This is a genomic window from Corynebacterium sp. HMSC05D03, assembly GCF_001807205.1.
Lineage (GTDB): Bacteria > Actinomycetota > Actinomycetes > Mycobacteriales > Mycobacteriaceae > Corynebacterium > Corynebacterium aurimucosum.
Genome location: NZ_KV788186.1, coordinates 124,122 through 149,041 on the forward strand (window position 1 = coordinate 124,122; position 24,920 = coordinate 149,041).

Below are 24,920 nucleotides of genomic sequence, written 5' to 3' on the forward strand. Positions count from 1 at the left end.
TGCGGAAAGCTTCATTAACGGCTCTTTAAAATCGGCACTCCTGGCTTACTAAATGGTGAGCATGATAGGGATGACCGCAATCTTGATGATCTGCGCCACCACGATGGTGGCGGCATAGCCGGTCATGATGCGGGAATCGGAGCTCATGCCCGTCGCGTAATTCACCACGGCGGGCTGGCCAAAGATGCCAGAAATACCGCCGGCCGTGCGGGTTTCAGACTGGCCCAAGAAGCGGTTCGCCACGCCAAAGATAGCGATGGCAACCACGGTGACAATAGCGGCAAGCGCCATACATTTGAGGCCCAGCCAGGAGAAAGCCGTGGACTGGAATGCCGCACTGGAGGCAAGGCCCACCGAGGACAGGAAGATGACCAGGCCCCACTGCTGCAAAGCAGTGTTGATAGATGCCGGCACCTTCCAAGGAATGCGACGCGTACGGTGCAGCGCACCGAGGATAAGACCCACGATGAGAGGACCGAGCGCGAAGCCCAATTCGAAGGAGGCACCACCCGGCATCGGAACGACAACAAGTGCCAGCAGGTAGCCCAGGAACAGGCCTCCGCCCACCGAAATCCAGTTCAGCTGCGAGTAGCCCTCAACGGAGTCGCCAAAGTATGCCTGAATACCATCCAGGCGGTCTTGCTCCACGATGATGTCCACGCGGTCACCAGCGTCAAGGTGCGTATCAAAACTAGCAAGGAACTCATCATCGCCGCGGTGGATGCGAACAATCCGGCCACCATAGCGCTGGAAAAGATCGAGCTCTCTAACCGTTCGCCCGGCGATGTCGGAGTTCGACACCACGACGTTCTCGATGACAAGGCGCTTATCCACGAAGGGCACCTGGGGTTGGCGCACACCAAGTGCGTCCGTCAGTTCATGCTTCTTCGCCTTCGTGACAAGGACGCGGAGGACATCGCCCTTGCGAATCTCTGGGCGGTCTCCGGCAACAAACCGAGAATTGCCGCGACGAATAGTGGCAATGACGAAGTTGTCCTCGAAACGCTCCACCAGCTCGTCGTAGGTAATGTTCTTGGTGACGCGAATGGTGCGCGAGCGGAAGATTTCCTCTGCGGACTTGTCTTGGTCCTTCTTGCCCGGCCAGGACTGCTTAAGCAGAAACGCCACGAGCAAGATGGCCACGGCCACACCTACCGGGTAGCCCAAAGAATAACCCACGGCCGGCAGATCCTCACCGGTCTGCTGTTGGGCCACGGCTAGCGACGCCGTCGAGGTCGTCGCACCAGAGAACACACCCACGGAGAGCAGCGGCGACAACCCCAGCCATCCGCCTGCCAGGAGGGCTATGGCGGCAGCACCAAGGACGGCGATAGCAGCAGTAATCATATGTTTGAGCTGCTCAGAAAAGCCCTTGAAGAAGCGCTCACCGGCAGACAAACCCTGCATGTAGATAAAGAGGCCGAGGCCCATCTCCTGCAGACTGCTAAGAATTGTTCCGTCCAGCTCGATGAACGCGCCGAACGCGAGGCCAACGAACAATGTACCCGCCGCACCAAAGCGCAGCGGGCCGAAGGGAATCATGCCAAATAACGTGCCGAGCAAAGCAATGAAGAAGATGCTCAGCCAAATATTTCCATCAAATATCGACAACACGGTCAGTCATTCTAGGAAAGCACACAGAAAACGCCACGTGGAAGGCGTTTCCCGCAGACACTCATCCCATTATCCATGCAGCGCACAGCCTATTCCCATGCGAACGCCGCACCTTCTAAGGAGTCACGTCTCACATCATCGAGCCCAGGGTGAGCTGCGTCGGCAGCTCGCCGTCGCGCGGTTAGGAGGTCCCGGTTAGGAGGTAAGGAACTCCCGCCAAGCGGGCCACTCCGCATAGGTTTGAGTACGCCCGGCTTCGAAGTTGGCGCGCAGCTTGGCCACGTCATGTTCAGTCGACGCCACCTGCATGTCCTCAGGGAAAAAGAGGTGGGCGCGGCCTTCCCGTTCCAGCTCGAGGAGCCGGTCCTTGGACGCGTTGTACTTGGGTGGTCGGGCAATCATGGCTTCAGCCACGGCTGGATACTTGCGGAATACTCGGCGCAGCGCCGTGGGCCGCCCAACTTTGGGACGCACATAGCCACGCGGCTTGGAACCCAGGAAGAGGAACTTCTCAAACCCTGCTTTCTCTGCTTGCTCGATGAGGATGCCGCCAGATTCGCCCATGGCGCCGTCTACATACGGCGCGCCGTCGATAACTCGCATCGGCATGATGAGCGGCAGCGTCGAGGAAGCACGCACACGCACCATGAGGTCGTCTTGAGTCTCGATGTCCTCCCGCCCCCAATAGACGCTCTCGCCCGTGTCAGCGCGGGCGGCTGAAATGCACATCTGTGCTGGATTAGCCTGAAAAGCCTCCCAGTCAAAGGGCATGTCTTTGTCTGCGGACTTTTCATAAATGTACTCAGCATTGAAATAGCCATTCCCGCGCAGCAGCGAGCCCAAGCCACCGAAGCTAGGGTTCTTGGCAAAATCCACGAAGGATTCTTCAGAGCGGATGGGATCACGCGACAGGAAATTGACGGTGTGGGATGAACCTGCAGAGACCCCGCCTACCCAACCGAATTCCACCTCTTCCTGAAGGAGTTTGACGATGCATGCTGCGGTATAGGAATTGCGCATGCCACCGCCTTCGATGACGAGTGCTGTATCTTTTGCGTCAATCACAGTTACCGATGGTACTCACGGGCTAGGATCACGCCATGGGTCTCTTTTCTGCTTTAAAGAATCTTGTCAGCACTCCCGGCGTGCGCTTGTCCTCTCCGGATCCACACGCCGTCGAGGTTGAGCTGGACTCCCTCGCTGTGCATCCGGCAGGTGATCTCATCATCATGGTGACTTCCCCCGCTGGTGCCCGGGTATTAGCGGAAGTAGCGCGTGCGGGTGAGCCCGCACAGCTGCGCGGACCGCACACAACGGTGCATCTCTCCCCGACCACGCACTCAGAGCTGCCTGTTCACGATCCGAAAAAGGGCTGGGCCATTCCCTTATCCCCTGCAGAGCAAGAGCTGCTGCGCCAGGTCGGTACTGAGCCCGGCGATTATGAACTTTCTGCAACCCTCGCCATCTCGATCGAAGGAGCTTAAACGCAATGCTCATCCTCCCATTCCAAGGCAAGACCCCACGAATTCACCGCAGTGCCTGGATTGCGCCAACAGCAACCATCATTGGTGACGTGACCATCGGCCCTGATTCCTCCGTGTTCTACGGCAGCGTGTTGCGCGGTGATGTGGGCACGATTCACCTTGGTGCCCGCGTCAATATTCAAGACAACTGCGTCATCCACGTCGAGTCCACGAACCCATGCATCCTGGAGGATGACGTCACGGTTGGGCACATGGCCATGCTGCACGGCACGCAGGTAGGCGCAGGCACACTCGTCGGCATGAAGGCATCGCTCTTGTCTGGTTGCAAGGTGGGAACGGGCTCCCTCATTGCCGCCGGCGCAGTCGTCTTGGAGGGGCAAGAGATTCCTGCGGGCTGCCTGGCTGCTGGTGTGCCCGCGAAGGTGCGCCGTGAGCTCAGCGAGGAAGAATCAGCCGCCTTTATCCCGCACGCAGCGGGCTACGTCGAGCTCTCACACAGCCAAGCGCAGATGGGCAGCGAGCTCTCGCTGGAGTCTGTTCTCTACGACTAGCACCGCAACTGCCCTAGTTGCCAAAATTCTTGAGCCCGCCCTGCAAGAACAGCCACAGTTTTGGCAACTAGGTCAGTTCCACTTCTGTGAAGTTAGGACAGCAGTCGCATCACTTAAAGGGTAGCCACTAAATCAAAGCGAAGATACCCATGACCATCAGGAAGGCGGCCACGCCGTAGCCACTCCAGAGCGCAACTGTGCTGGAGTTTTCCCGCGCCCAGGCAAAAGCACGTCCCGCCCAGGAGTTGGGCTTGGCGCGTACAAGCGCGATGAACAACCCACACACCGTGGGCAAGGACAAGGCGAAGCTGGCGTAGAAGAAGAGCCCTCCATACTTCACCGTATTGCTGAAATCCCCCGCTGCCAGGTGCATCAGCCCATAGAAAAAGGGCACCGAAGTCAGCGACTGGATGACGCCCATAAGGAAGCCCACCACGACGGTCTGAGGCGAAGGTGTGCGCAGTGGGCCGAGAAGCTTCTGCACCATCTCATTAGGCTCACCCTTCGAGCGCCAGGCTAGAACACCTAGTCCTAGACCGATGATGACCAGACCCCAGCCAATCGCCGGTGATTCCAGCGCGGCGGCAACTTTGTCCTGGATTCCGACGAAGATGAACATCACTACTGCAGCAGCTGTTAATACGCCGAACCAATCGCCCACGATGACAAGGGCTGCGATTTTCCGGTAGCTACCTCGCGGAAGCATGATGCCGATTGCCACAAGGATGCCGATGAGTAGAGCATTAACGGAATCGGCAAAGGCATTGAGCACAGCTTCAAGCATGCGGGTTAGTCTACAGTGCCACGACGCAACCTAGTTTTCGCCGTCGCACCTCCACACAAACCAGTGAGTTGAGTCATAGAAAAGCGCTCGCGTAATGTTACCCACCGCAACTTACACATCGAGCGCAATTTTGCATAGACTGTGCAATGTTTCGCAGTATCTGAAACGTGCACTGTCACTTCGTTAAAGGAACACGTATGTCCCAATTCCTCTACCGCCTAGGCAGCTGGTCCTACCGAAAGGTATGGCCCTTCCTAGCCTTCTGGCTGGTGCTTCTCATCGGCCTCGGCGGACTCGCCGCTGGTTTTGCCCAATCGCCCAACCCAAACTTCTCCATGCCGGACATGGACTCCACCGTCACTCAAGAAGAAATGATGGAGCGCTTCGGAACCGAGACCGACGCCATGAGCGAGCCGTCGGGCTCCGTGCTCATCCAAGCCCCCGAGGGAAAGACCCTGGCGGACCCGGAGGTAGCGGGGGACGTCGACAAGCTGCTCGGCGAGTTGAAGGACACCGGAGTTCTCACCGATACTGACTCCCTGGTCAGCCCCGTTATGGCCGCTGCTGGCATGCACAAACAGATGGGTGAGCAGATGGCCTCCCAGGGCATGCCACAAGAACAGATTGACAAGAACCTGCAGCAGCTCTCCCCACTCAGCGAAGACAAGCGCACCGGTACCGTTTCTGTGACCTTTGACGCCGACAATGTCATGGACATTGCTCCCGAAGACCGCACTGCAGTCACCGACATTCTCAAGGACTTCGATGGCAATGGCAGCGACCTCACCGTGAAGTACTCTGGCAACGCCTTCAACGGTGCGGCCGAAGGTATGAACGGCTCCGCGGAGCTCATCGGTATCATCGTCGCCGCCGTGGTGCTGCTTATCACCTTCGGCTCCTTTGTCGCCGCCGGCATGCCTCTCATCTCCGCCGTCATTGGTGTGGGCATTGGCATCCTGGGCGTGCAGCTGTGCACCTTGTTTACGGACACCATTTCCGATATGACGCCGACCCTGGCCTCCATGATTGGCCTGGCGGTGGGCATTGACTATGCCCTGTTTATTGTTAACCGCTTCCGCAATGAGCTCATTACCTCCTCTGGCCTCAACGACTTGAGTCCGAAGGAGCTAGCTCAAGAGCTGAAAAAGATGGACAAGGCTACCCGCGCGCATGCTATGGGCATCGCGCTGGGAACCGCCGGCTCCTCCGTGGTGTTTGCAGGCATCACCGTGGTCATCGCACTCGCTGCCCTGACCATCATCGGCATTCCCTTCCTGTCCACGATGGCACTCGCCGCAGCCGCCACCGTCATCATCGCGGTGTGCGTGGCCCTCACGTTTATCCCCGGCCTGCTCGGCCTGCTCGGCACCAAGATTTTTGCCGGCCGCGTCCCTGGCCCCAAGGTTCCGGATCCGGAAGACGAAAAGCCCACCATGGGCTTGCTGTGGGTACGTCGCATCCGCGCCCACCCGTGGTTGCATCTTATTGCGGGCGTCGTTCTCTTGGGAATCCTCGCCATCCCGGCAGCGAACCTGCGCCTGGCCATGCCCACCGACGGCACCGCCAAGCTGGGCACACCGCAACGCGAGGCCTATGAAATGACCGAGGAGGCCTTCGGCCCCGGCCGCAATGCCCCGATGATCGCCTTCGTGGACGTCGCCGACGTGGCTGAACAGGACCGCCTGCCGGCTTTCCAGGAGCTGCTCACCAAGATCCAGAGCACCGAGGGCGTAGAGAATGCCCAGATTGTTCAGACCACCGACAATGGTGACGCCGCCCAGATCATGATCACGCCGACCACCGGCGCCACTGATCCGGAAACCACCGAGACACTTAACCACTTGCGCGATTACCAGCAAGAGTTCACGGACTCCACCGGCGGTAGCTACGGCATCACGGGTATTACCCCGATTTTCGATGACATCTCTGAAAAGCTCAGCGACGTCCTCGTCCCCTACATCGCCATCGTCCTGGGCCTAGCCTTCCTCGTCCTCATGCTCGTCTTCCGCTCCCTGTGGGTACCGCTCATCGCTGCCGCCGGCTTCGCGCTGTCCATGGGCGCTGCCTTCGGCGTGACGGTGGCAATCTTCCAGGAGGGCATGTTTGGCATCATCGATGACCCGCAGCCACTGCTATCCTTCCTGCCTATCATGCTTATCGGTCTCACCTTTGGTCTGGCCATGGACTACCAAGTTTTCTTGGTCACCCGCATGCGCGAGGGCTATACACATGGCAAGACGGCAGGCAACGCCACGTCGAACGGCTTCAAGCACGGTGCCCGCGTGGTAACTGCCGCAGCCCTCATCATGATTTCTGTGTTCGCTGCCTTCATCCTCATGGATGAGCCCTTCATCAAGACCATGGGCTTCGCCTTGGCAGTGGGCGTGCTTTTCGACGCCTTCGTGGTCCGCATGCTCATCATCCCGGCCACCATGTTTATCCTGGATTCCCGAGCATGGTACTACCCGAAGTGGTTGGATAAGATCACTCCCAATCTCGACATCGAAGGTGAAGCACTGTCCAAGGACCGCGACAAGCTCATGGCTTATCAACAGGAGAAGGTAAAGAATGGCTAGCTTGCGCGAAACGAAGAAGCAGGCGACGCGCCGCGCGCTTGCTGATTCTTCCGCGCGTCTTGCCCTTACCCACGGCGGCGACGCGGTCACGGTGAGCGCTATCGCCGCCGCCGCCGGAGTGTCCGCCCGAACCTTCCACAACTATTTCACCTCGGCGGCCGATACCTTGCTCTATTTCACAGCTGGCGTACTTGAAGAGTTTGCCAAGGACGTTCCGCACATCCACCCAGATTCGCAGGACATCCCCGCACTTTTCGAAAACATCGTGCTGGATTCCATAAAGGATGAGCAGGCCGAACTGTGGTCGCTTCCGTCGCTCTTCCGCGTCGGTGAGGCCTTGGAGAACCTCAGCACGACTCGCGAAGAAAAGAAGAAGTATGAGGCCGTGGCCCATGGCGTACTCGAAGCCTTTCACAAACGCTTCCCCGCTCACGATGCTTTCCATGTTGCGGTGGCCTTGCAGGCATGCGCCGGTGCTGCATTGGCCGCTCTCAAGGAATGCTCTGAGCGCACTCTGACCAGCGCTGATCTTTCTGCCGAAGATATAGTCCACCGCGCCTTCGCCGCTCTACGCGCTCTGTCCTCATGATTGTGCAGAATTAGGAAACATTCACTCACTGTTTACCGTTAAGGGCCCTCATGTGAGGGCTGTCAACGGTAAGGTATTGAAAAGTGCTTGCCGCCGCGACGGGTTTCTCCCCCATCGTCGGCGGCGCCCTAACTCATGCCCCCGACAGTGATGTGGAGAGATAACAAATGAAGGTAGCGATTCTCGGCGGAGACGGCTTCTGCGGTTGGCCCGCTTCCCTCTATCTCTCCGACCAAGGCCACGATGTCATCATCGTGGATAACCTCTCCCGGCGCGCCATCGATGAGGAGTTGGGCGCGGAATCCTTAACACCCATCGCCTCCATTGAGGAGCGCCTGGCTGCGTGGACCGAGGTCTCCGGCAAGACCATCGGCTTCCGCAACCTCGACGTGGCCCAGGACTACGACGGCTTGTTGGATTTCCTGAATACCGAGCGCCCAGATGCTGTGGTGCACTTTGCTGAGCAACGTGCCGCCCCCTATTCCATGAAGAACTCGCGCACCAAGCGCTACACGGTGGATAACAACATCAACGCCACCCACAACTTGCTCGCCGCCATTGTCGAGTCTGAGCAGGATATCCACGTCGCCCACTTGGGCACCATGGGTGTCTACGGTTACGGCACCGCCGGCATGAAGATCCCGGAGGGCTACCTGGATGTACAGGTGGATGCGGGGGAGAATGGCGTCGTCAAGCAGCAAATCCTCTACCCCTCCAATCCGGGCTCGGTCTACCACATGACGAAGGTGCTGGACCAGCACCTGTTTGCCTACTACGCCAAAAATGATGAGCTGCGCATCACCGACCTACACCAGGGCATCATCTGGGGCACGCACGCTGAGCAGACCCAGAAGGATGAGCGCCTGATCAACCGCTTTGATTATGACGGTGACTACGGAACGGTGCTCAACCGCTTCCTCATTCAGGCCGGTATTGGTTATCCGCTGACCGTGCACGGCACCGGCGGACAAACCCGCGCTTTTATCCACATCCGTGACATGGTGCGCTGCATCGAGCTAGCGCTGCAGAACCCGCCGGCACGCGGTGAGCGCGTGAAGATCATCAACCAGATGACCGAAACCCACCGCGTGCGTGACTTAGCAGAGTTGCTGGCGAAGATCTCTGGTGCGGAAGTGGCTTATGTGCCGAACCCGCGCAAGGAATCCGCGGAGAATGAACTCCACGTCACCAACGACACTTTCCTCGAACTAGGGCTGGAGCCGACCACCTTGTCGGAGGGGTTGCTCCATGAGGTCGAGGAGGTTGCGCGTAAGTACGCCGACCGCGCGGACCGCTCCAAGATTCCGGCGCAGTCACTATGGACACGCCAGCAGCACGCCGGCGTTCCTTCCACGGAGGCTTAAGTCCCACCGTGCGCATCGCAATCGTTACTGAGGTCTTCCTGCCCAAGATCGACGGCGTGGTCACGCGCCTGACGCGCACGCTGGACCAGTTGGCCGCGATGGGCCACGAGGTCCGGATTTTTGCCACGGGCAAGGCTCCTGACTCCTATGCCGGCTTCGAGGTCACCCGCATCCCCAGTCTGTCGCTGTGGGTCTACCCGGAGATCAAATTCGGCCTGCCTTCGTGGAAATTCTTCAAGGAGATCCGGGATTTCGATCCCGATGTCATCCACGCGGTCAATCCCATTTGGACCGCCGCCCTCGGCGTCTTTGCCGCGCAGCGCGATGCCGTGCCGCTGGTGGCGAGCTTCCACACCAACGTGCCTGAATACGTCGATGCGCTGGGCATCGGATGGACCCGCCCGCTGACTGAGGCCGCTCTGAAGTACCTGCACAACCAGGCGGCGGTGAACCTGTGCACCTCTGGCCCCATGGTGGATAAGGCTCGGACGATGGGGATCCGCAACGTGCAGTTGTGGCCCAAGGCGGTGGATACGCAGACCTATCACCCTGACCGCGCCACAGCACAGATGCGCGAGCGCCTCACCGGTGGTAACCCGGATACCCCGCTGGTGACCTATATCGGCCGAGTGTCCAAAGAGAAGGACTTGGAGCGCCTCGACCACGTGATGCAGCTAGTGCGGGCAGAGCTTAGCGACGCCCGCCTGGCCATCGTTGGCGATGGTCCCGCTTTGGAGGAGCTCAAGGCTAGCTTCGATCCTGCGCACACAGTGTTCACCGGCTACCTGTCTGGCGAGGAGCTCGCCGCTGCATTCGCCGTGGGGGATGTCTTCCTCTTCCCCTCCGCCACGGAGACTTTGGGGCTGGTAGCACTCGAGTCCTTCGCCTCGGGCGTGCCGGTCGTCGGCACGAATGCCGGTGGTATCCCCTTCGTCATTGAAGAAGGCGTGACCGGGCACCTCATCGCTCCCGACGCCAATGATGAGGCCTGGGCCCGCGCCACGGTCGGACTCCTCGAAGACCCTGCCCGCCGGGAGACGATGGGCACTGCCGCCCGCCGCGAGGCTGAAAAGTATTCCTGGGTAGAATCCACCCAAGCCCTCCTCCACGCCTACGAGGAGGCTATCGAACACCCCTTCCGCAGGGAAGAAAACGAAGTCAAGGAGCACTAATGGATTCCGCCCAGAACCTGTACTCCGCAGGCGCTTTTATCCAAGCCGGCATCGACGCCACGTTTACGTCCCGCTTGGGCGACGTGCGCGACGTCGAAGTGAACTTCACGCCCGCTGCCCCCGCCCCCGAAGCCCGACAAGCAGCGCAGCCAGACCAAGACCAGCGCGCGGTGGTGCGCTTTAGTACTGATTCAGGGAGCTATGACTTCGATGGGCTGCGTCTAGCCACCATCCAGGATGGACAGCTGCACTGGGCCACGGGTTTGACGGAACAAGCGCCCCAACCTCAGTTCCACGGACCACAGCCCGATTCCGCCCTGCTTCGCGGCTTAGCACGGCGGTTGGTGGGTGACCGGCCCGTTCTCCGCGTCCCACAGGGTGAGGGCGAAGCACTCGTCGCCGTCGATTTCACGGAGCTCCCCCCGGATCCCCGTGTTAGCATCCTGGCCGGGCTCGAACGCTCGGGGGATGTCGAAGGGGGCGTCGACGAGCGCCTTGCTACCTCTGAGCTCGCCTCCTATCTAGGCGTGGCACCGGTGGCAGCAGAAGGCCTCGCGCGCTTCCACGGCACTCGGATCGCGGCCCTTCCCCACCCCTCAGGCCAGGCCGGGCTTAGCGCACGCGATGTATTGGCTGACGCCCACTTTCTTGCCACCGAGCATAATTTCTTCTTGGAGGCCCGCTTCCCCAACCTGTCTGCGGACCTCGCCCCTGGCACGTCTCGCACCGTGGTCAACTCTGATTATGGTTCGCTCACGGTTCCCGCCCACCTCATTGCTACTCTCGACGCATCCACGGACACGTTCACCTGGGCATGGGCGGACGAGCTATCTAGTTCCATGTCCGCCCAAGCAGCGGCGAACCTGCGCCGCTTCGGCTATGACAATGCTCTCCCCGAGCTGATTCGCGCCCGTGTGTCGATCCCCGAAGCGCGCTCGGTGCGCCTGCCGCAGTTAGCCATGCCGGTCTTGGGACTGTGGACCCTATTGCCTGTGCAGCTGCCCGATGGTCGCCAGGGGCTGGCGCTGACCGATGCCCCTGCCTTCCATCTGCCCGCACCGACCCCGGCCGCCACGCAGGCCACCCTTAACGTTGCCGTGCCTGAAGGAGTGGATGAACACCGGGCGCGCGCCGCCTATCAGCAGGCACGTGGCCTATAAGTCCTAACTAGGAGTTCAACACTGCGCGGAATTCTTCGGCGTCAACCTCCTCGGTGGTCGCTGGGTTAAACGCAGCATCCTGGGTCTTGTCCACCAGCACCGCGCGCACGCCTTCGGAAAAATCGGGGCGGCGGTACATGTGCATGCCCAGCTTGAGCTCCAGTAGGAGGGCCTCGCGGATATCGTCGACAGCAGCCTCCGCCTCATAAAGCTCATTGGCCGCAACGATGGCGGCTGGACAGGCGGCGGCCATGAGGCGGCGTACTTCGCCGGCAATGGTTGGGCGCTTGTCGAGCTCTGCGGAAATCTCCTCCCACGTCGGCAGCGCGAAGGTCTCCTCCAAGTCTTTGGCTACCTGCTCCAACGGCGCCGGCTGTTGTGGTGCAGGCAAAGCTAGATCCTCCAGTGCTGCGTCGATGCCCCGCTCGATAGCTGCCTCAATCAACTCAGCGGCATCCTTAACCACGTGGGTTGCGACACCCGTCCACAGCATGTCCGCGGCATACATGCGGTAGCCGCTGAGCCCCCAGAATTTTGCCAAGCCCGGCGAAGCTACTCCGCGTGTGCCCACCATGCGCTGCGCTGCATAGGCCACTCCCACGTCCGTGACGTAGCCGATATTCATCTCCGGCATCGACGCGAAGGCCTTCTCAGTTACCACGCGGTGCGAACCATGCATGGAGATACCCAATCCACCGCCCATCACAACCCCGTCGATGACGGCAATATAGGGCTTCGGGAACTCGGCGATATCACCGTTAGTGAGGTACTCGCTGGCGAAGAAGGCATCGACCTCCTCCAACTTTCCTTCCGCGATTCCCTCCCGTGCGTGGCGCACATCGCCACCGGCGCAAAAAGCTTTGGGGCTGTTGGAATGAATCAGGACTTGCTCAATCTCGTCATCCTGCGCCCACGCTTCGAGGGAGCGGCGGATGATGTCAATCATCTCCGGGTTCAAAGAATTCAGAGCCTTCGGGCGATTGAGTTCAAGGACTCCGGTACGGTTGCGGACAGAAACGAGTACTGGATCAGTCATAGTCATGCGCACCAGTGTTCCATATCACAAATGTTTCAGCCACCTATTTTTGGCGCTACCTTGGACATGGTTTCTGCTTTAGCCCAACCCATTTAGATTGGTGTGACTTTTTTGCTCCCACAACTTGTTGCTCTTGACATGGACGGCACGCTCCTCGATGCCCACGGCCAACTACCAGCGGACTTCGCGGAGCTGCAGGAGCTTGCCGCGCACCGTGGATGCGAGCTAGTTCCGGCCTCAGGGCGCCAACTGGCAACACTCAAGCAGATGTTCCCGCAAGGCGAAACCTTCATCGCTGAAAATGGCTCAGTAGTCATGCGTGGTGGCGACATCATTGCGACATTCCCGCTCCCAGAAGCGACCGTGCACTCAGCACGCGAGGCCTCAGCAGCCATGGATGTGGAGCACACCGTGGTGCTGTGCTCACCTAAAACCGCCTATGTCGGGCGGGATGCATCCGATGCAGCCTGCGCAGAGATCTCCAAGTACTACAAGGCGGTCACGTGGGTCGATGACCTAGACGCCGTCCCCGATAGCAACATCATTAAGATCGCCATCTTCTGCGAATCCGGTTCAGAGGCACACATCTACAAACCCATTGTCCGCGCTGTCCCGGAAGACAACGTGGCGGTATCGGGCAAAGTCTGGCTCGATGTCATGGCTCGCGGCGTGGATAAAGGTGCAGCCTTAGTCAAGCTCGCTGAACTCGCCAACGTACCCATCACCGCCACCGTGGCCTTCGGTGACTACCTCAATGATCTCGAAATGCTGCGCGCTGCCGGGACAGCCGTCGCGATGGAGAACGCACATCCGCAGCTGAAAGACCTAGCGGACATCATTGCCCCTCCCAATACTGACAACGGCGTCAGCACCGTGCTTCGCCAGCTTTTGCGCACCTAACACGCTCCCCTGACTCCTTGACCGACTAGCCACGCGCACAGAGTAGGATTACTCGGGTTACTAAGCCTCAGTATCCGAACCACGGTGTCTACCTGCGGAGTGTGAAGTGAAGAAGTTTTTGCGGTCGATGGTGTCACGCTTGGCAAAAGGCGAATCATCCACATCGAGTTCCACTCCGGACTCCCCTTCCGCTTCACAGAAGCCTTCTTCAACGTCGACTACTGCATCTAAAGTCTCAGCCGCGTCTACTAAGTCCGCTACGGCTGTCAAGCCCTCATCGGCTTCTCCATCCACCGCACCTACTGACACCACGAAGCCTGGAAAGTCGACCACTCCCGCCGAGCCCACCACCTCGGATAAAAGCGCTACGCCCAGAGCTCAGCGGCCCAGCACTCAGCGCCCAGCCGCGCGGCCTGGCCGCGTGCGCCCACGGCCAGCGGAAGACTTCACCCTGGACTTGTCGCCGAGCGCCCTTCCCAAAGCTGCGGCGGTGAAGAAGGCCAAACTCGTCAAAGCCCGCGAGGAGGCTGACGTAGTCTCGACTGGCCGCCGGGGCCCACGACGCACCGTCCCTCGCCGCCCGATCACGCAGAGCCCTGCCCCGCAGAAAACAGGTTCTGAGCAGCAGAACAAGACTTCTGTTCCGGGAAACAAGGTCTCGGAGACCAGCCGTGCCAGCAAGACTCCGGCCGCCACACCAGGTTCCCAGCCCGCTGCGGCAAAGTCCCCTACAGCTGCCACAACACAGAAGCCTGCCTCGACTCCGGCACCGGCTGTACACAAAGAAAAGGCTCCCAAGCCTACTAAGAATCCTGCACAGGGCGAAGAGCGCCAAAAAGCCCAGCGCACTGAGGCCATCAAGGCCGAGGCACCTGAACAGACCAAAGAACCGGGAAAGGGAAAAAAGAAAAAAGAAACCGCCGGGCCCGAGAATGAGATTTCGCGGGCTCTGGCTCGTCGCTCACAGTCCGTCGGGGTACTGAGCACAAAACAAGAAAAGCGCCGTTCAGCAAAGCGGCCGGTAGCGAAGGAATCCACTGCTGCTGCGGCGGCTCCGGCAGCTGCAACCGCGGCAGCGGTAGGCGCCGCAACGGCAAGCGCGACGTCCGCCACTGCGGCTACGGCCCCCGCCACGGCTCCTGCCGCTGCCAGTGCATCCGCCCGCAGCACAGCCGCCCCGTCTACAACTGCACCTGCAACCAAACCACGCCGTCGACGCGCCCGGCTGCGTCAAGTACCGGGCTTGGATGGTCTGCGTGGTCTCGCGGTGCTCGCCGTAGTGATCTATCACTTCTTCGGGGATATCCTCCCCGGCGGTTACCTCGGCGTGGACATGTTCTTTGTCCTTTCCGGCTTCCTCATTACCTCGCTGCTGGTCCGTGAATTCAACGCGACTGGGCGCATCAGCCTCAAGGATTTTTGGATCCGCCGTTTCCGGCGCATTCTCCCCGCCGCCCTCGTGGTCCTCTCGATATGTACTGCGATTGTGGCCCTCATCGGCGGCGACCTAGCAGTAGGCATCCGCCAGCAATTCTTGGGCACCTTCTTCTTTGTCAACAACTGGACCCAAATCGCCACCAGCCAAACCTACTTTGCGCCAAATGAAGTGCAGGTCTTCGCGCACTATTGGTCCTTGGCCGTCGAGGAACAGTTCTATCTGATTTGGCCCCTGCTGATGTTTGGCATCTTTGCCATTTCCCGCCGCAAGCCCAAGCGTCTGCCCATCGCGGTATCGCTGATCCTCACGATTGCTTCGGCCGTCGCGATGGCGCTCATCTTCACCCCGGGCGAGGATCCCACCCGTGTGTACTACGGAACCGATACCCATGCCTTCGGTCTCCTCATTGGCGCAATGTTGTCCCTGCTTTTGACCTCCACCGACAAGGACATCGACGCCGACTCTTGGCCGGCAGCAAACAAGGGCACTCTTGCCGGTGCCGTTGGTGCTCTCGCACTAGTTGCTTACCTTGCCCAACTGGTATGGATGGGCGCGGACCGCGAATTCACCTACCGCGGTGGTTTGGTCCTCACCAGTGTGCTCGGCGCGGCGATGATTTGGGGAGTGGTGCGGGAAACCGGCCCCCTTACCTGGATCTTCCGCACCCGCGTGATGCGCTGGCTGGGACAGCGTTCCTTCTCTTTGTACCTCTGGCACTGGCCGGTGGTCATGATTGTCCACGCGCTGTCCGATGCCCCTTCGTGGCTCCTGGGTCTCCTTTGCCTTCCGCTGAGCTGCTTGCTGGCAGAGGTGACCTACCAGTTTGTAGAAAACCCCTTCCGCCGCGCCGGATTCCGCCCCACGTGGCATGCCTATTGGTCGGCACGCCCCAGCATGGAGGAGATTAAGGATGGCTTTGGCAAGGCCCTGTGGCCTGCAGTCCCCGTCATCGTCGTGCTATCTCTGCTCGGTGTGGGCTATGCCCTGGTGACCTCGGAGGATAAGAGCGAACTAGAGCGCGAGCTCGAGCGCATGGCGCAGTCCAACGAGCAGGCTGCTAGCTCCGCTCCGGCACAGCCCTCGGAAACTGCAAAGCCGAAGGAGAAGCGCGCGATACCCACTGGCAACGAAATCAGTGCGATCGGTGATTCTGTCATGCTTGCTGCTTCCGAAGCACTTAGTGAGCGTTTCCCGGGTATCAGTATCGACGCTGCTATCTCCCGCCACTATTCGGCAGCCCTGCCCGTGGTTCAGGGGCTGAAGGATTCCGGGCAGTTGCGCTCCACCGTATTTATGGGCTTGGGCACCAACGGAGCTACGTTTGAGGGCCAAATGGACGAGCTCATCGACATCGTTGGCTCCGAGCGCACACTGGTCCTCGTGTTGCCTTACGGTGAGCGCGATTGGACGGGGCCGGCGCGCGCCGAAATCATCGAGGCCGCAACGACGCACGACAACGTCTATATCGCAGACTGGTGCGGAGTAGCGCAGGAGAATCCTGCCATGCTTTACGACGACGGTGTCCACCCGCTACCCGAAGGCGCGCACCTGTACGCGGATGCTCTGTACGCTGCCCTCGAGCAGTACGCAGACGAGGAGAAGAACCTCACTACAGTGTGCTCCAGCTAAGCGACAAAGACCTAAGAATCACGAAAAGCCGCCCAGCTTCACAGCTGGGCGGCTTTTGTTTAAGCATGCGGTTTAGACCGAGAATTCAGCCATCTTATCCCACTCCGTCTTACCTGGAATGGAAGTATTGATGATGTCCGGGGTCTCCACCAGGTACTTCGGGAACTCCTCGCAGGAGCGCTTGAAGTGCTCGGTGTTGACGTGGTCGACGTCAGTGCCATCCTTGTAGGACTCAAGCAGCAGGAAGCGCTGCTTGTCTTCCGGATCGCGGAACCACTTGAAGTCGATGCAGCCGGGCTCTGCCTGGCATGCTTTGGTGTACCAGTCAATCTCGTCCAGGAAGGTATCCGCGTACTCGGGCTTAACGTGGAACTGTACGTTGATCAAAATCATGTGCCCCACTGTAACGCTCTCCACGAAAACGTGCAGAAGGCCCTGCCTGAGGCGGCAGGGCCTTCTGCTAGGGCGGCTTTCATAAACCGCGCGGCGGCTTAGTTGAAGAAGTACTCCGCTACGTAGACGTGGGTGCCATCAAAGGCCTGGGCTACGCCGAAACCGGTGCCATCGGTCTTGGTCACGGGCACGTCGCGGTTGAGCCAGTTCACGCGGTCCTTCGCTTCCGACTCAGTGAGCTTGTAGATGTTGCCGCTGCCCTCTTCCAGGTGGGTCAGGCCATCGCCAACATTGTCTTGGAAGGTGACCTTGCCAGCCGCGGCCTGGTTTGCCCACTCCTGGGCAATGTTCTTGGCGTTGGCATCCTCGTGGTGGCCCTGCTTCAGCAGGTGGGCGTGGGTTGCACCAACGAGCTCATTTGCCACGGCCGGGGTCGGCTTCTTGATGAAGCTTGGCAGCTGGACGTTGTACTGCTTAGCCAGGTCATAAGCCTGCGCCGGAAGCTCGATCTCAAAAGAATTGATCTGCTCGGCAGCCTGTGAGGACAACTGGTTCAGTTCCTGCGGCTGTGCGGAGGAAAAGTTGGCCGGGGCGGCCTGGGCCGCGGAGACCGACAAAGCGGCGCTAAGGGATGCTGCCACGGCGGCAGTAGCGGACAGACGGGAAACACGACGGAAGGAATTCATGCCTTCTACCGTGCCATACAACTGCGAGCGCAGTGAAGGTCTGCTCGGCTCTAGGGGATTTTCGATACCACTTTGTTATCCCCTGCCGGCGTCAGCGCCACGACGTGAAAGAATGACCGAAGGCTAGCTTTCACAATTATTCGAAAGGTTGATCACTGTTGCTGGACGTCTTAACCGGCTTCGCCATCATTTTTGTGGTTATCGGGGTGGGCTTCTTCTTGGCTCACCGAGGCGTTATTGGCGAGGGCGAGGCGCGCCTGCAGTTCAACCGCACAGCGTTCTGGGCAGCCACCCCGGCGCTGATTTTTTCCAGCGTGGCCACCTCAGATACCTCTGCCTTCACCTCTCCCGTTGTCGCTGTCATTGCGATTGCTTCAGTCACCACGATGGCACTGTATGGGTTGCTCAGCGCACTGTTCTTCCGGCGAAGCGGAGCAGAAACGATGGCCGGTGCGGCAGCGGCAAGCTATTACAACTCCGTCAACATTGGACTGCCCATCGCGACCTATGTCATCGGTGATGCCACCTTTGTGGTGCCAGCACTCGTACTCCAGATGGCGGTACTCTCCCCCTTCATCATCGCCGGCCTCAACGCTCAGGGGACAAGCCTGCGTTCGATCGCCAGCTCCGTGGTTTCCGGACTTACGGCACCTGTCGTCATCGCGGCCATCGCCGGCTTCATCGTTTCTGCAGCTGGCTGGCAGGTCCCCGATGTCATCATGGCACCCCTCGAGATCCTCGGTGGTGCTTCCATTCCGATGATCCTCATGAGTTTCGGAGCCTCCCTTACAGGTAAAGGGTTGCTGACCAACGACCGCCTGCCGACGATTACCGCCACGGTTCTTAAGCTCATTGCCATGCCAGCCATCGCCTTAGCGGCAGGCCTAGCCTTGGGGCTGAGCGGCAACGAGCTTTACGCAGCGCTCATCTTGGCCGCGCTTCCGACCGCGCAGAACGTCTACAACTATGCCGCGACCTACCAATCGGGAGAAACGGTGGCGCGCGATACGGTCTTCCTCACCACCTTCCTCTCCCTGCCGGCCATGCTGGCTATCGCCGGGTTCTTTGGGTAGGGCTAGGCCAAACCGTCAAGCACTAGCCTTCGAGCTTCTCCCCCAGCTCCAGCCACTCCATCTCGAGTTCTTCGCGCTCGGCGGCAACGGCTTTGAGCTCGGTGTCGAGCTTCGCTAGCTCACCACTGTCCCCCTCACCAGAGGACATCTTCTCCGCGGCTTGTGCCATCTTTTCATTCAGCTTCGCGGTCTTGTCGTCGAGCTTGCTCATCTTGCGTTCCAGCGCATTCATTTTCTTGGTCAGCTCGCGCTCTTCCTGAGAGCTCAAACGCTTGGTCGGGGCGGCTTCCGCGCTTTGTTCGTCGGTGTTCTTGGAGCTCTCCCCCAAGTCGAGAACGCCGCGGGCGGTGGCAGCTTCCATTTCTTGGCGGCGACGCAAGTATTCCTCAATGCCTCCCGGCAGGTTAGTGAGCTTGCCATCCCCAAACAGCGCATACGTGTTATCGGCGATGCGCTCGATGAGGTAACGATCGTGGGAAATCACCACCAGGGTGCCGGGCCACGAATCTAGAAGAGACTCCAGCTCCTGAAGAGTATCGATGTCGAGATCGTTCGTGGGCTCGTCGAGAAGCAGCACATTCGGCTCTGCCATGAGCACGCGGGTCAGCTGCAGGCGGCGGCGCTCACCACCGGAAAGATCGCCGACCGGCGTGCGCTGGCGCTTGGCGGAAAAGCCCAGACGCTCAGCCAGCTGAGAGGCGGAGAGCTCCTTCTTTCCCAGGTGGACGTAGGTGGCGACGTCCTCGACGGCGTCGAGAAGCCGGCGCTGCGGATCCAAGTCATCGAGTTCTTGGCGAAGCCAGCCCAGCCGCACGGTCTTGCCCTCGATGCGCTTGCCGGCGGCGAGCCCTACTTCACCCGCAAGGGCGCGCAGCAGCGTGGTCTTGCCCGAACCGTTAACACCGACGAGGCCGATGCGCTCGCCCGGCGCCAGCCGCCAGGTGAGGTGATCCACCAGCGTGCGGCCATCCGGGGTTGTGACCTTGGCATCCTCAAGCTCAATGACGACGCGCCCCTGGCGCTGCTTAGAGAAGGCCATGAGCTCAACCTTGTCACGCGGCGCAGGAACATCCGCGATGAGTGCCTCAGCCGCCTCAATGCGGTAGCGCGGCTTCGAGGTACGGGCCGGTGCCCCGCGGCGCAGCCACGCCAGCTCTTTGCGCGCCAAGTTCTGCCGGCGCTGCTCGATAGCATCAGCTTGGCGGGCACGCTCGGCGCGGGCAAAGGTCCAGTCGTTATAGCCACCCTCGTAAGCATCGACGACACCATCGTGCACCTCCCAGGTCGTGGTGGCGACGGTGTCGAGGAACCAGCGATCGTGCGTGACGACGACGACCGCCAGCTTGCGCGAAAGCAAGTGGCTGGCCAACCATTGCACGCCTTCGACGTCAAGGTGGTTGGTCGGCTCATCGAGCACCACAATATCGAGGTCTTGAACAAGTGCGGCGGCCAGGTTGACGCGGCGGCGCTCACCACCAGAGAGCGAGCCCACAGGGGTGTCTAGCCCTAGGTCGACGATGCCAAGGCCACCGAGGACATCACGCACCTTGGCATTAGACGCCCATTCGAATGTCTCCAACCCAAGCGGCTCGATGATGACCTGGGCGATGGTGAGCGACTCCTCCAGCTCAAAGCGCTGGGTTACCACCGCCATGCGCAAATCCGAATTGTGGGACACACGGCCCGAGTCCGGGGATTCGATGCCGGTGAGAACTTCCAGCAGCGTGGTTTTGCCGCCGCCGTTGACGCCGACGATGCCGATACGATCACCGGTTTGCACGCCGAGGGAGACCCCGTCCAGCAGGGTCTTGAGACCAAAGGACTTGGTTACATTTTCAAGGTTAATGAGGTTCGCCATATCGAGAGTTCATCTTAGTGTCTCAGCGTGGCTGAACGAAGAACGCAGCCGCTGCCCCTACAACAGGGTGGCGCCTGACGCCGGTCCCGTGGTTACTAGGCCATTGGTGCCGCGGTTATCGGCGCAGACCTGGGCCACTACTTCCTGCGCGGTCTCCTCATCTTCACAGAGGAAGGCACAGGTTGGCCCAGAGCCGGAGACAATCCCTTTGAGGGCGCCGGCGGCCTCACCAGTATCAAGAATCTTGCGCAGGTCTGGGCGTAGCGAAAGGGCTGCCGGTTGGAGGTCGTTGTGCATCACCGCGGCGAGCTCGCGAGGGTTGCCGCCCACGAGGGCTTGCCCCACGGCTTCAGTGTCGAGGTGCGGTGTGCTTCCGCGGCCGGCAGCGCGCAATTCGTCCAGCTTGCGGAAGACAGAGGGCGTTGACAAGCCCTCCACATTGGTGATGATTGCCCAGATATAACGCCCACGCGAGAGCATCGGCGTCAAGAGCTCGCCGCGCCCGCGCCCCAAGGCCGTGCCACCCATGAGGGTAAAAGGAACGTCGGAACCCAGATCCGCGGCAAGCTCGTAGAGCTTCTCCATACTGAGCGGCTCGCGGCCAAACTCGGTACCCAACGCCTGATTAGCCAGAAGCAGGGCTGCGGCGGCATCGGCAGAACCGCCAGCCATGCCGCCGGCGGCCGGGATACTCTTTTCCATCGTGAGCGTTCCAGCAGCCGGCAGCATGAGGCTCTGTGCCACCAATTCCACCGCGCGCCATGCCAGATTCTCGGTCGTTGCCGGAACGCCCTTCGCATGGTTGCCGGTGACTTCCACGGTGCTTCCCTCGCTCCAGCGGTAGCTCACGCGATCGTGCACGTCGAGAGACTGGAAGACGGTAGCTAGCTCGTGGAAACCATCCGCGCGGGCCTCACCGACGCCCAAGTGTAGGTTGACCTTGGCGTGGGCGCGCGCCTGCCAAAGCTGCGGGGACTCGTTTACCGTCTTGCTCATGAGACTTCCGCCAATCGAACGAAGTCCTCCACGCCCAGCTTCTCACCGCGCAGGCGCGGATCGATTTCCGCCGCGCGTAACGCCTCCTCTGCTGCCGCGGCGGAACCATAAAAGCCCGCTAAGGCGGCGCGAAGCGTTTTGCGGCGTTGGGCAAAGGCGGCGTCGATCAGCGCAAAGAGCCGTGGTCGCAGCTCCTCGTCGAAAGGGCGGGTGCAGTCGATACGCACCAGTCCTGACTCGATCTTGGGTGCCGGCCAAAACACGTTCTTGCCAATCGTGCCGGCTTGGCGGACGGGGCCATAAAAAGATGCTTTCACACTCGGTATGCCATAGACCTTGCTGCCCGGCACGGCGGCGAGGCGTTCAGCTACCTCCAGCTGCACCATGACCAGAACACGGCGAATCGATGGGTAGACCTCCAACAGGTGGAGCAGCACCGGCACCGCCACGTTATAGGGCAGGTTGGCCACCAAGGCGGTCGGCTCCCCCAGCTCCCCCGCCTCAACGGTGAGTGCATCCTTCTCCACCACGGTGAGGCGCTCCGCAAAGTCGCCCGCCCGCGCGGCCACAGTGTCTGGGAGCTTGCCTGCCAGACGCGGGTCAATCTCGACTGCCGTGACGTGCTCCACCTCTCCCAACAGCCCCAAGGTCAGCGAACCCAGACCAGGGCCGACTTCCACCACGCGATCCTCCGAACTCAGGTCCGCAGCGGCAACAATGCGCCGGATGGTGTTGGGGTCATGGAGAAAGTTCTGGCCCAGCTTCTTCGTCGGCGTCACATCGAGCTCAGCGGCGAGCTCGCGGATTTCCACCGGGCCTAGCAGGTGGGGTTGTGTCATGTCATCCAGACTAATACGCGCGGCTCGGAAGCTTTAGCGCAGACCAAGCTTCGAGGTGCAGGCGGGCCATGCACCCCAGCCCTGTGCGGCCTGAACCTTCTGGGCCACAGCAATCTGCTGCTCGCGGGAGGCCTGCCATGCCTGCGGGGCGTACTCGGTTCCGCCAAAAGCAGCCCAGGTCGACGGGGTGAACTGCAGGCCACCGGAGAAACCGTTGCCGGTGTTGATGGACCAGTTGCCGGTAGCCTCACACTGCGCCAGGGCATCCCACACGGAGCCCTCGGCAACGGCCGGGGCGGTGGACTTGGGCTTGGTGCCGCGCGCGATCACGGCGGCGACAGCCTCAGTGCGGACGTCTTCCTTGATGATCTCGTTGGACTCTTCCTTACCGTTGACCTTCACAATCTTGCGGGTCACGGTACGGGAACCAGGGGTGCCTTCCTCGCGGACTTCCTCGGTTCCCTCTTCCAACTCAGGATCGTCGACAAAGTTGGCGGGGGCATCGAAGTCTTCGGTCTTTTCTTCCTCGGAAATCTCGACGCGGTCCACAGTGATGGCCGTGCCGGCCTTAACCGGGGTATCCAACGCTGGGGATACTCGGTCGTCCTTGCCCACGGTGATACCACGGGCTTCCAGCACGTCTTCTACGGTTTTAGCGGCAACGCTGGCGTAGGAGACGGAACCGCCGTCAGAAATCTTGATGATCTTCGGGGACGTAACCTCAAGGTTCATGCCCTCAGTCACCGTTTCATCCTCCTTCACGGTCTTGGAGCCGGAAGTGATGGCAGCTCCCGGGGCGATACCATCGAGGCCGCCCAATAGGTCAGAGACCGTGAGTTCAGTGGAGGAAAGCTGCTTTTCAACACCATCGATGGTCACCGCAACCGGCTTAGCGGTACGAACGGTGATCGAATCACCGTCGGAAACCTGCTCTGACAGTGCGGGATAAACAACGTCTTCTCCCCCGACGTTGACGCCCGCAGCTTCGAGAGCGGCGTTGACATCGCCAGCGAAGGTAGCCAGCTCGGTGGTCTCACCATTGATGTCGAGCGTGATGTCCTTCTGGGCACCAACGGCAACAACACCGCCCACGGCGAGGGTGCCGAGCACACCGCCGGTGGCCATGCGCAGCGGCAAGGAGCGGGAGTTATTGATTCGCTTGATCTGCTTCTTCGGGGACATAAACCTTTACTCGTCTCTGCGATGCTGTGTGCACGAAAGGCAGCTTCCTACCTTTGGCACCTGTCATGGCGCACTCTGGGCGCGCCGGCCGGCAACATCAAGGCCGGACTAACTTTGAATAACGATACGGTAACAGAACTCAACGATCGAGACGTATTTACACGCCAGGACCACTAGCAACACACTTGCCACAACAAGCACGCACGCCACCTATGAGCAGCACTTTTGCGTTGGGTGAGAATCGTCACACTCCGAAGACCTGCGCGAAGGTATCAGTCACCTCGGCAGCCAAATCCTCCACCTTTTGACCGCGCGCTTCGGCCACGCAGCGATAGGTGTGTCCGATCAAGGATGGTTCGTTGCGCGCACCGCGGAAAGGCTCCGGTGTCATATACGGCGCATCCGTCTCAATGAGCAGTTGGCCGGCTGGGGCAAGCGCTGCGGCCTGGCGCATTTCTTCGTTGCGCTTGAAAGTCACATTGCCAGCGAAGGAAAGAACATAACCGCGCTCAAGGGCTTCTTTGGCTACCTCCAACGGTGAAGAGAAACAGTGCAGCATCACCTTCGGCGCCTGGGCGCACTCCCCCAGTACGCGCATAAGATCTTCATCAGCCTCACGATTGTGGATCATCAGTGTCTTGCCCACCTTCGCCGCCAACTCGGCGTGCCAGCGCAGCGCTTCCTCTTGGACCTCAAGGGGTGCGGTGCGCTCCGGCTCGTGGTGAATCCAGTAGGTATCCAACCCCGTTTCCCCAATGGCCACGCAGCGTGGGTCCGCTGCCATCTCGATCAGGCGCGCGCGGGCGGCCTCATCGAGTTCTTGAGCCTTCGTCGGGTGAATCGCGCAGGCCGCATACACGTTGTCGAACTCGTGTGCTGCGGCCAAAGCCTTCTCCGCCTCGGCCAAACCATCACCCACGGTGACGATGCGCTCAACTCCAGCAGCATGAGCGCGGGCAACAAGGTCAGCGTCGGCGTCGCGGCAGGAGGCGAGGTGCGTATGGGCGTCGATAAGCTGGCTCATACCTTCGGCGGGCACGGGCGTGGGGCGTGGCTTCTTCTTAGACATGGCTGCGAGTGTAGTCTTGCGCGCATGATTATCCGTGAAGCGACGGACGCCGACGTCCCCGCAATGACCGCCACCCTGAATTGGGCTATCCGGGAGACCCACTTCATTTTTCGCAGCGAACCCGCCACCGTTGAGGAACGTACCAAGTACCTGCACCGGTTGCGCCGCGAGAACTGCCCTTGTTTTGTGGCTTTCGATGATGGCGGAACCTATCTGGGTTGGGCGCTCTACCGCCCTTACCGCGATCCGAAGGTGTGGCTGGGCTGCTACGAGACGACGATCTACGTTGAACCCACCGCCCACGGCCGCGGGGTAGGCACGCGCTTGCTTGATGCAGTAGTTCAGCATGCCCGCGAGGCGGAGCAGGTCCATACGCTGCTGGCACTCATCGTGGCCGACAACGCCGCATCCATCAAGTTGCATGAGAAGTTCGGCTTTGCCACTGTAGGAACGTTAAAAGAAGTCAGCCGCAAAGCTGGGCGCTGGATAGACCTCACCCACTTGCAACTCATGGTTTAAGGAACATC

23 protein-coding genes are annotated in these 24,920 nt (G+C 60.4%); 11 read left to right on the plus strand and 12 right to left on the minus strand.

The window, feature by feature from the left end:
* Positions 1 to 48: 48 nt before the first annotated feature.
* A complete protein-coding gene (locus HMPREF3147_RS10070) occupies positions 49 to 1,614 on the minus strand; it encodes an aspartate-alanine antiporter-like transporter (protein ID WP_070447155.1) in 1,566 nt (521 codons plus the stop codon).
* A 195-nt stretch (positions 1,615 to 1,809) separates the two neighbouring features.
* Positions 1,810 to 2,679 carry a patatin-like phospholipase family protein gene (locus HMPREF3147_RS10075; protein ID WP_070447157.1) on the minus strand — a complete coding sequence of 290 codons (870 nt, stop codon included), beginning with the start codon at positions 2,677 to 2,679 and terminating at the stop codon, positions 1,810 to 1,812.
* A 35-nt stretch (positions 2,680 to 2,714) separates the two neighbouring features.
* Between HMPREF3147_RS10075 and HMPREF3147_RS10080 the strand changes: the two genes are divergently transcribed.
* Both HMPREF3147_RS10080 and HMPREF3147_RS10085 read left to right on the plus strand, forming a co-directional pair.
* Positions 2,715 to 3,098, plus strand: coding sequence for a hypothetical protein (locus HMPREF3147_RS10080; RefSeq protein ID WP_070447159.1), 384 nt, complete (start codon positions 2,715 to 2,717; stop codon positions 3,096 to 3,098).
* A gap of 5 nt (positions 3,099 to 3,103) precedes the next feature.
* A complete protein-coding gene (locus HMPREF3147_RS10085; RefSeq protein ID WP_070447161.1) occupies positions 3,104 to 3,649 on the plus strand; it encodes a gamma carbonic anhydrase family protein in 546 nt (181 codons plus the stop codon).
* Between the two features lie 127 nt (positions 3,650 to 3,776).
* Here the strand turns inward: HMPREF3147_RS10085 and HMPREF3147_RS10090 are convergent, their stop codons facing one another.
* Complete coding sequence (locus HMPREF3147_RS10090; RefSeq protein WP_070447163.1) at positions 3,777 to 4,433, minus strand: hypothetical protein; 657 nt, start codon at positions 4,431 to 4,433, stop codon at positions 3,777 to 3,779.
* Positions 4,434 to 4,630: 197 nt separating this feature from the next.
* Here HMPREF3147_RS10090 and HMPREF3147_RS10095 point away from each other — a divergent pair, with 197 nt between their 5' ends.
* The 5 genes from HMPREF3147_RS10095 to HMPREF3147_RS10115 all read left to right on the plus strand — a co-directional run bounded on the left by HMPREF3147_RS10095 (position 4,631) and on the right by HMPREF3147_RS10115 (position 11,294).
* Positions 4,631 to 7,009: an MMPL family transporter gene (locus tag HMPREF3147_RS10095; protein ID WP_070447165.1), complete on the plus strand. Its 2,379-nt coding sequence runs from the start codon at positions 4,631 to 4,633 to the stop codon at positions 7,007 to 7,009.
* The gene (locus HMPREF3147_RS10100; protein ID WP_070447167.1) at positions 7,002 to 7,598 is read left to right on the plus strand and encodes a TetR family transcriptional regulator; all 597 of its coding nucleotides are present in this window, start codon (positions 7,002 to 7,004) and stop codon (positions 7,596 to 7,598) included. Before HMPREF3147_RS10095 ends, HMPREF3147_RS10100 begins: the two co-directional genes overlap by 8 nt.
* Before the next feature lie 167 nt (positions 7,599 to 7,765).
* Positions 7,766 to 8,962, plus strand: coding sequence for an NAD-dependent epimerase/dehydratase family protein (locus tag HMPREF3147_RS10105; RefSeq protein WP_070447169.1), 1,197 nt, complete (start codon positions 7,766 to 7,768; stop codon positions 8,960 to 8,962).
* Between the two features lie 8 nt (positions 8,963 to 8,970).
* Positions 8,971 to 10,134 carry a glycosyltransferase family 4 protein gene (locus HMPREF3147_RS10110; protein ID WP_070447171.1) on the plus strand — a complete coding sequence of 388 codons (1,164 nt, stop codon included), beginning with the start codon at positions 8,971 to 8,973 and terminating at the stop codon, positions 10,132 to 10,134.
* Positions 10,134 to 11,294, plus strand: coding sequence for a DUF6882 domain-containing protein (locus HMPREF3147_RS10115; protein WP_070447173.1), 1,161 nt, complete (start codon positions 10,134 to 10,136; stop codon positions 11,292 to 11,294). Before HMPREF3147_RS10110 ends, HMPREF3147_RS10115 begins: the two co-directional genes overlap by 1 nt.
* 7 nt (positions 11,295 to 11,301) lie before the next feature.
* Here HMPREF3147_RS10115 and HMPREF3147_RS10120 read toward each other — a convergent pair whose 3' ends face one another.
* Positions 11,302 to 12,336: an enoyl-CoA hydratase/isomerase family protein gene (locus tag HMPREF3147_RS10120; RefSeq protein WP_070447176.1), complete on the minus strand. Its 1,035-nt coding sequence runs from the start codon at positions 12,334 to 12,336 to the stop codon at positions 11,302 to 11,304.
* Between the two features lie 96 nt (positions 12,337 to 12,432).
* On the opposite strand from HMPREF3147_RS10120, the gene HMPREF3147_RS10125 reads away from it, so the two are divergent.
* Positions 12,433 to 13,230, plus strand: coding sequence for an HAD family hydrolase (locus HMPREF3147_RS10125; protein ID WP_256364862.1), 798 nt, complete (start codon positions 12,433 to 12,435; stop codon positions 13,228 to 13,230).
* Between the two features lie 60 nt (positions 13,231 to 13,290).
* Here the strand turns inward: HMPREF3147_RS10125 and HMPREF3147_RS12930 are convergent, their stop codons facing one another.
* The gene (locus HMPREF3147_RS12930; RefSeq protein WP_210384593.1) at positions 13,291 to 13,563 is read right to left on the minus strand and encodes a hypothetical protein; all 273 of its coding nucleotides are present in this window, start codon (positions 13,561 to 13,563) and stop codon (positions 13,291 to 13,293) included.
* An 88-nt stretch (positions 13,564 to 13,651) separates the two neighbouring features.
* Between HMPREF3147_RS12930 and HMPREF3147_RS12935 the strand changes: the two genes are divergently transcribed.
* Positions 13,652 to 16,297, plus strand: coding sequence for an acyltransferase family protein (locus tag HMPREF3147_RS12935; protein WP_246815765.1), 2,646 nt, complete (start codon positions 13,652 to 13,654; stop codon positions 16,295 to 16,297).
* Positions 16,298 to 16,369: 72 nt separating this feature from the next.
* Here the strand turns inward: HMPREF3147_RS12935 and HMPREF3147_RS10135 are convergent, their stop codons facing one another.
* Positions 16,370 to 16,690 carry a putative quinol monooxygenase gene (locus HMPREF3147_RS10135; protein WP_070447180.1) on the minus strand — a complete coding sequence of 107 codons (321 nt, stop codon included), beginning with the start codon at positions 16,688 to 16,690 and terminating at the stop codon, positions 16,370 to 16,372.
* Positions 16,691 to 16,788: 98 nt separating this feature from the next.
* Entirely contained in the window at positions 16,789 to 17,376 is a 588-nt protein-coding gene (locus tag HMPREF3147_RS10140; RefSeq protein ID WP_246815766.1) for a hypothetical protein, read from the minus strand.
* Between the two features lie 158 nt (positions 17,377 to 17,534).
* On the opposite strand from HMPREF3147_RS10140, the gene HMPREF3147_RS10145 reads away from it, so the two are divergent.
* A complete protein-coding gene (locus HMPREF3147_RS10145) occupies positions 17,535 to 18,449 on the plus strand; it encodes an AEC family transporter (protein ID WP_070447185.1) in 915 nt (304 codons plus the stop codon).
* 22 nt (positions 18,450 to 18,471) lie between these two features.
* Here the strand turns inward: HMPREF3147_RS10145 and HMPREF3147_RS10150 are convergent, their stop codons facing one another.
* From HMPREF3147_RS10150 to HMPREF3147_RS10170, 5 genes are all read right to left on the minus strand, one after another.
* The gene (locus HMPREF3147_RS10150; protein WP_070447187.1) at positions 18,472 to 20,307 is read right to left on the minus strand and encodes an ABC-F family ATP-binding cassette domain-containing protein; all 1,836 of its coding nucleotides are present in this window, start codon (positions 20,305 to 20,307) and stop codon (positions 18,472 to 18,474) included.
* Positions 20,308 to 20,364: 57 nt separating this feature from the next.
* A complete protein-coding gene (locus tag HMPREF3147_RS10155; protein ID WP_070447189.1) occupies positions 20,365 to 21,303 on the minus strand; it encodes a 4-(cytidine 5'-diphospho)-2-C-methyl-D-erythritol kinase in 939 nt (312 codons plus the stop codon).
* Entirely contained in the window at positions 21,300 to 22,142 is an 843-nt protein-coding gene (gene rsmA / locus HMPREF3147_RS10160) for a 16S rRNA (adenine(1518)-N(6)/adenine(1519)-N(6))-dimethyltransferase RsmA (protein WP_070447191.1), read from the minus strand. The genes HMPREF3147_RS10155 and rsmA overlap by 4 nt, the downstream gene beginning before the upstream one ends.
* Positions 22,143 to 22,175: 33 nt before the next feature.
* Positions 22,176 to 23,324 (minus strand): resuscitation-promoting factor, encoded by a 1,149-nt coding sequence (locus tag HMPREF3147_RS10165; RefSeq protein WP_070447193.1) that lies wholly within the window; start codon positions 23,322 to 23,324, stop codon positions 22,176 to 22,178.
* A gap of 244 nt (positions 23,325 to 23,568) precedes the next feature.
* Positions 23,569 to 24,393, minus strand: a complete 825-nt coding sequence (locus HMPREF3147_RS10170; protein ID WP_070447195.1) for a TatD family hydrolase — start codon at positions 24,391 to 24,393, stop codon at positions 23,569 to 23,571.
* Positions 24,394 to 24,417: 24 nt separating this feature from the next.
* Here HMPREF3147_RS10170 and HMPREF3147_RS10175 point away from each other — a divergent pair, with 24 nt between their 5' ends.
* Positions 24,418 to 24,912: a GNAT family N-acetyltransferase gene (locus tag HMPREF3147_RS10175; RefSeq protein ID WP_083276487.1), complete on the plus strand. Its 495-nt coding sequence runs from the start codon at positions 24,418 to 24,420 to the stop codon at positions 24,910 to 24,912.
* The last annotated feature ends 8 nt before the right edge of the window (positions 24,913 to 24,920 follow it).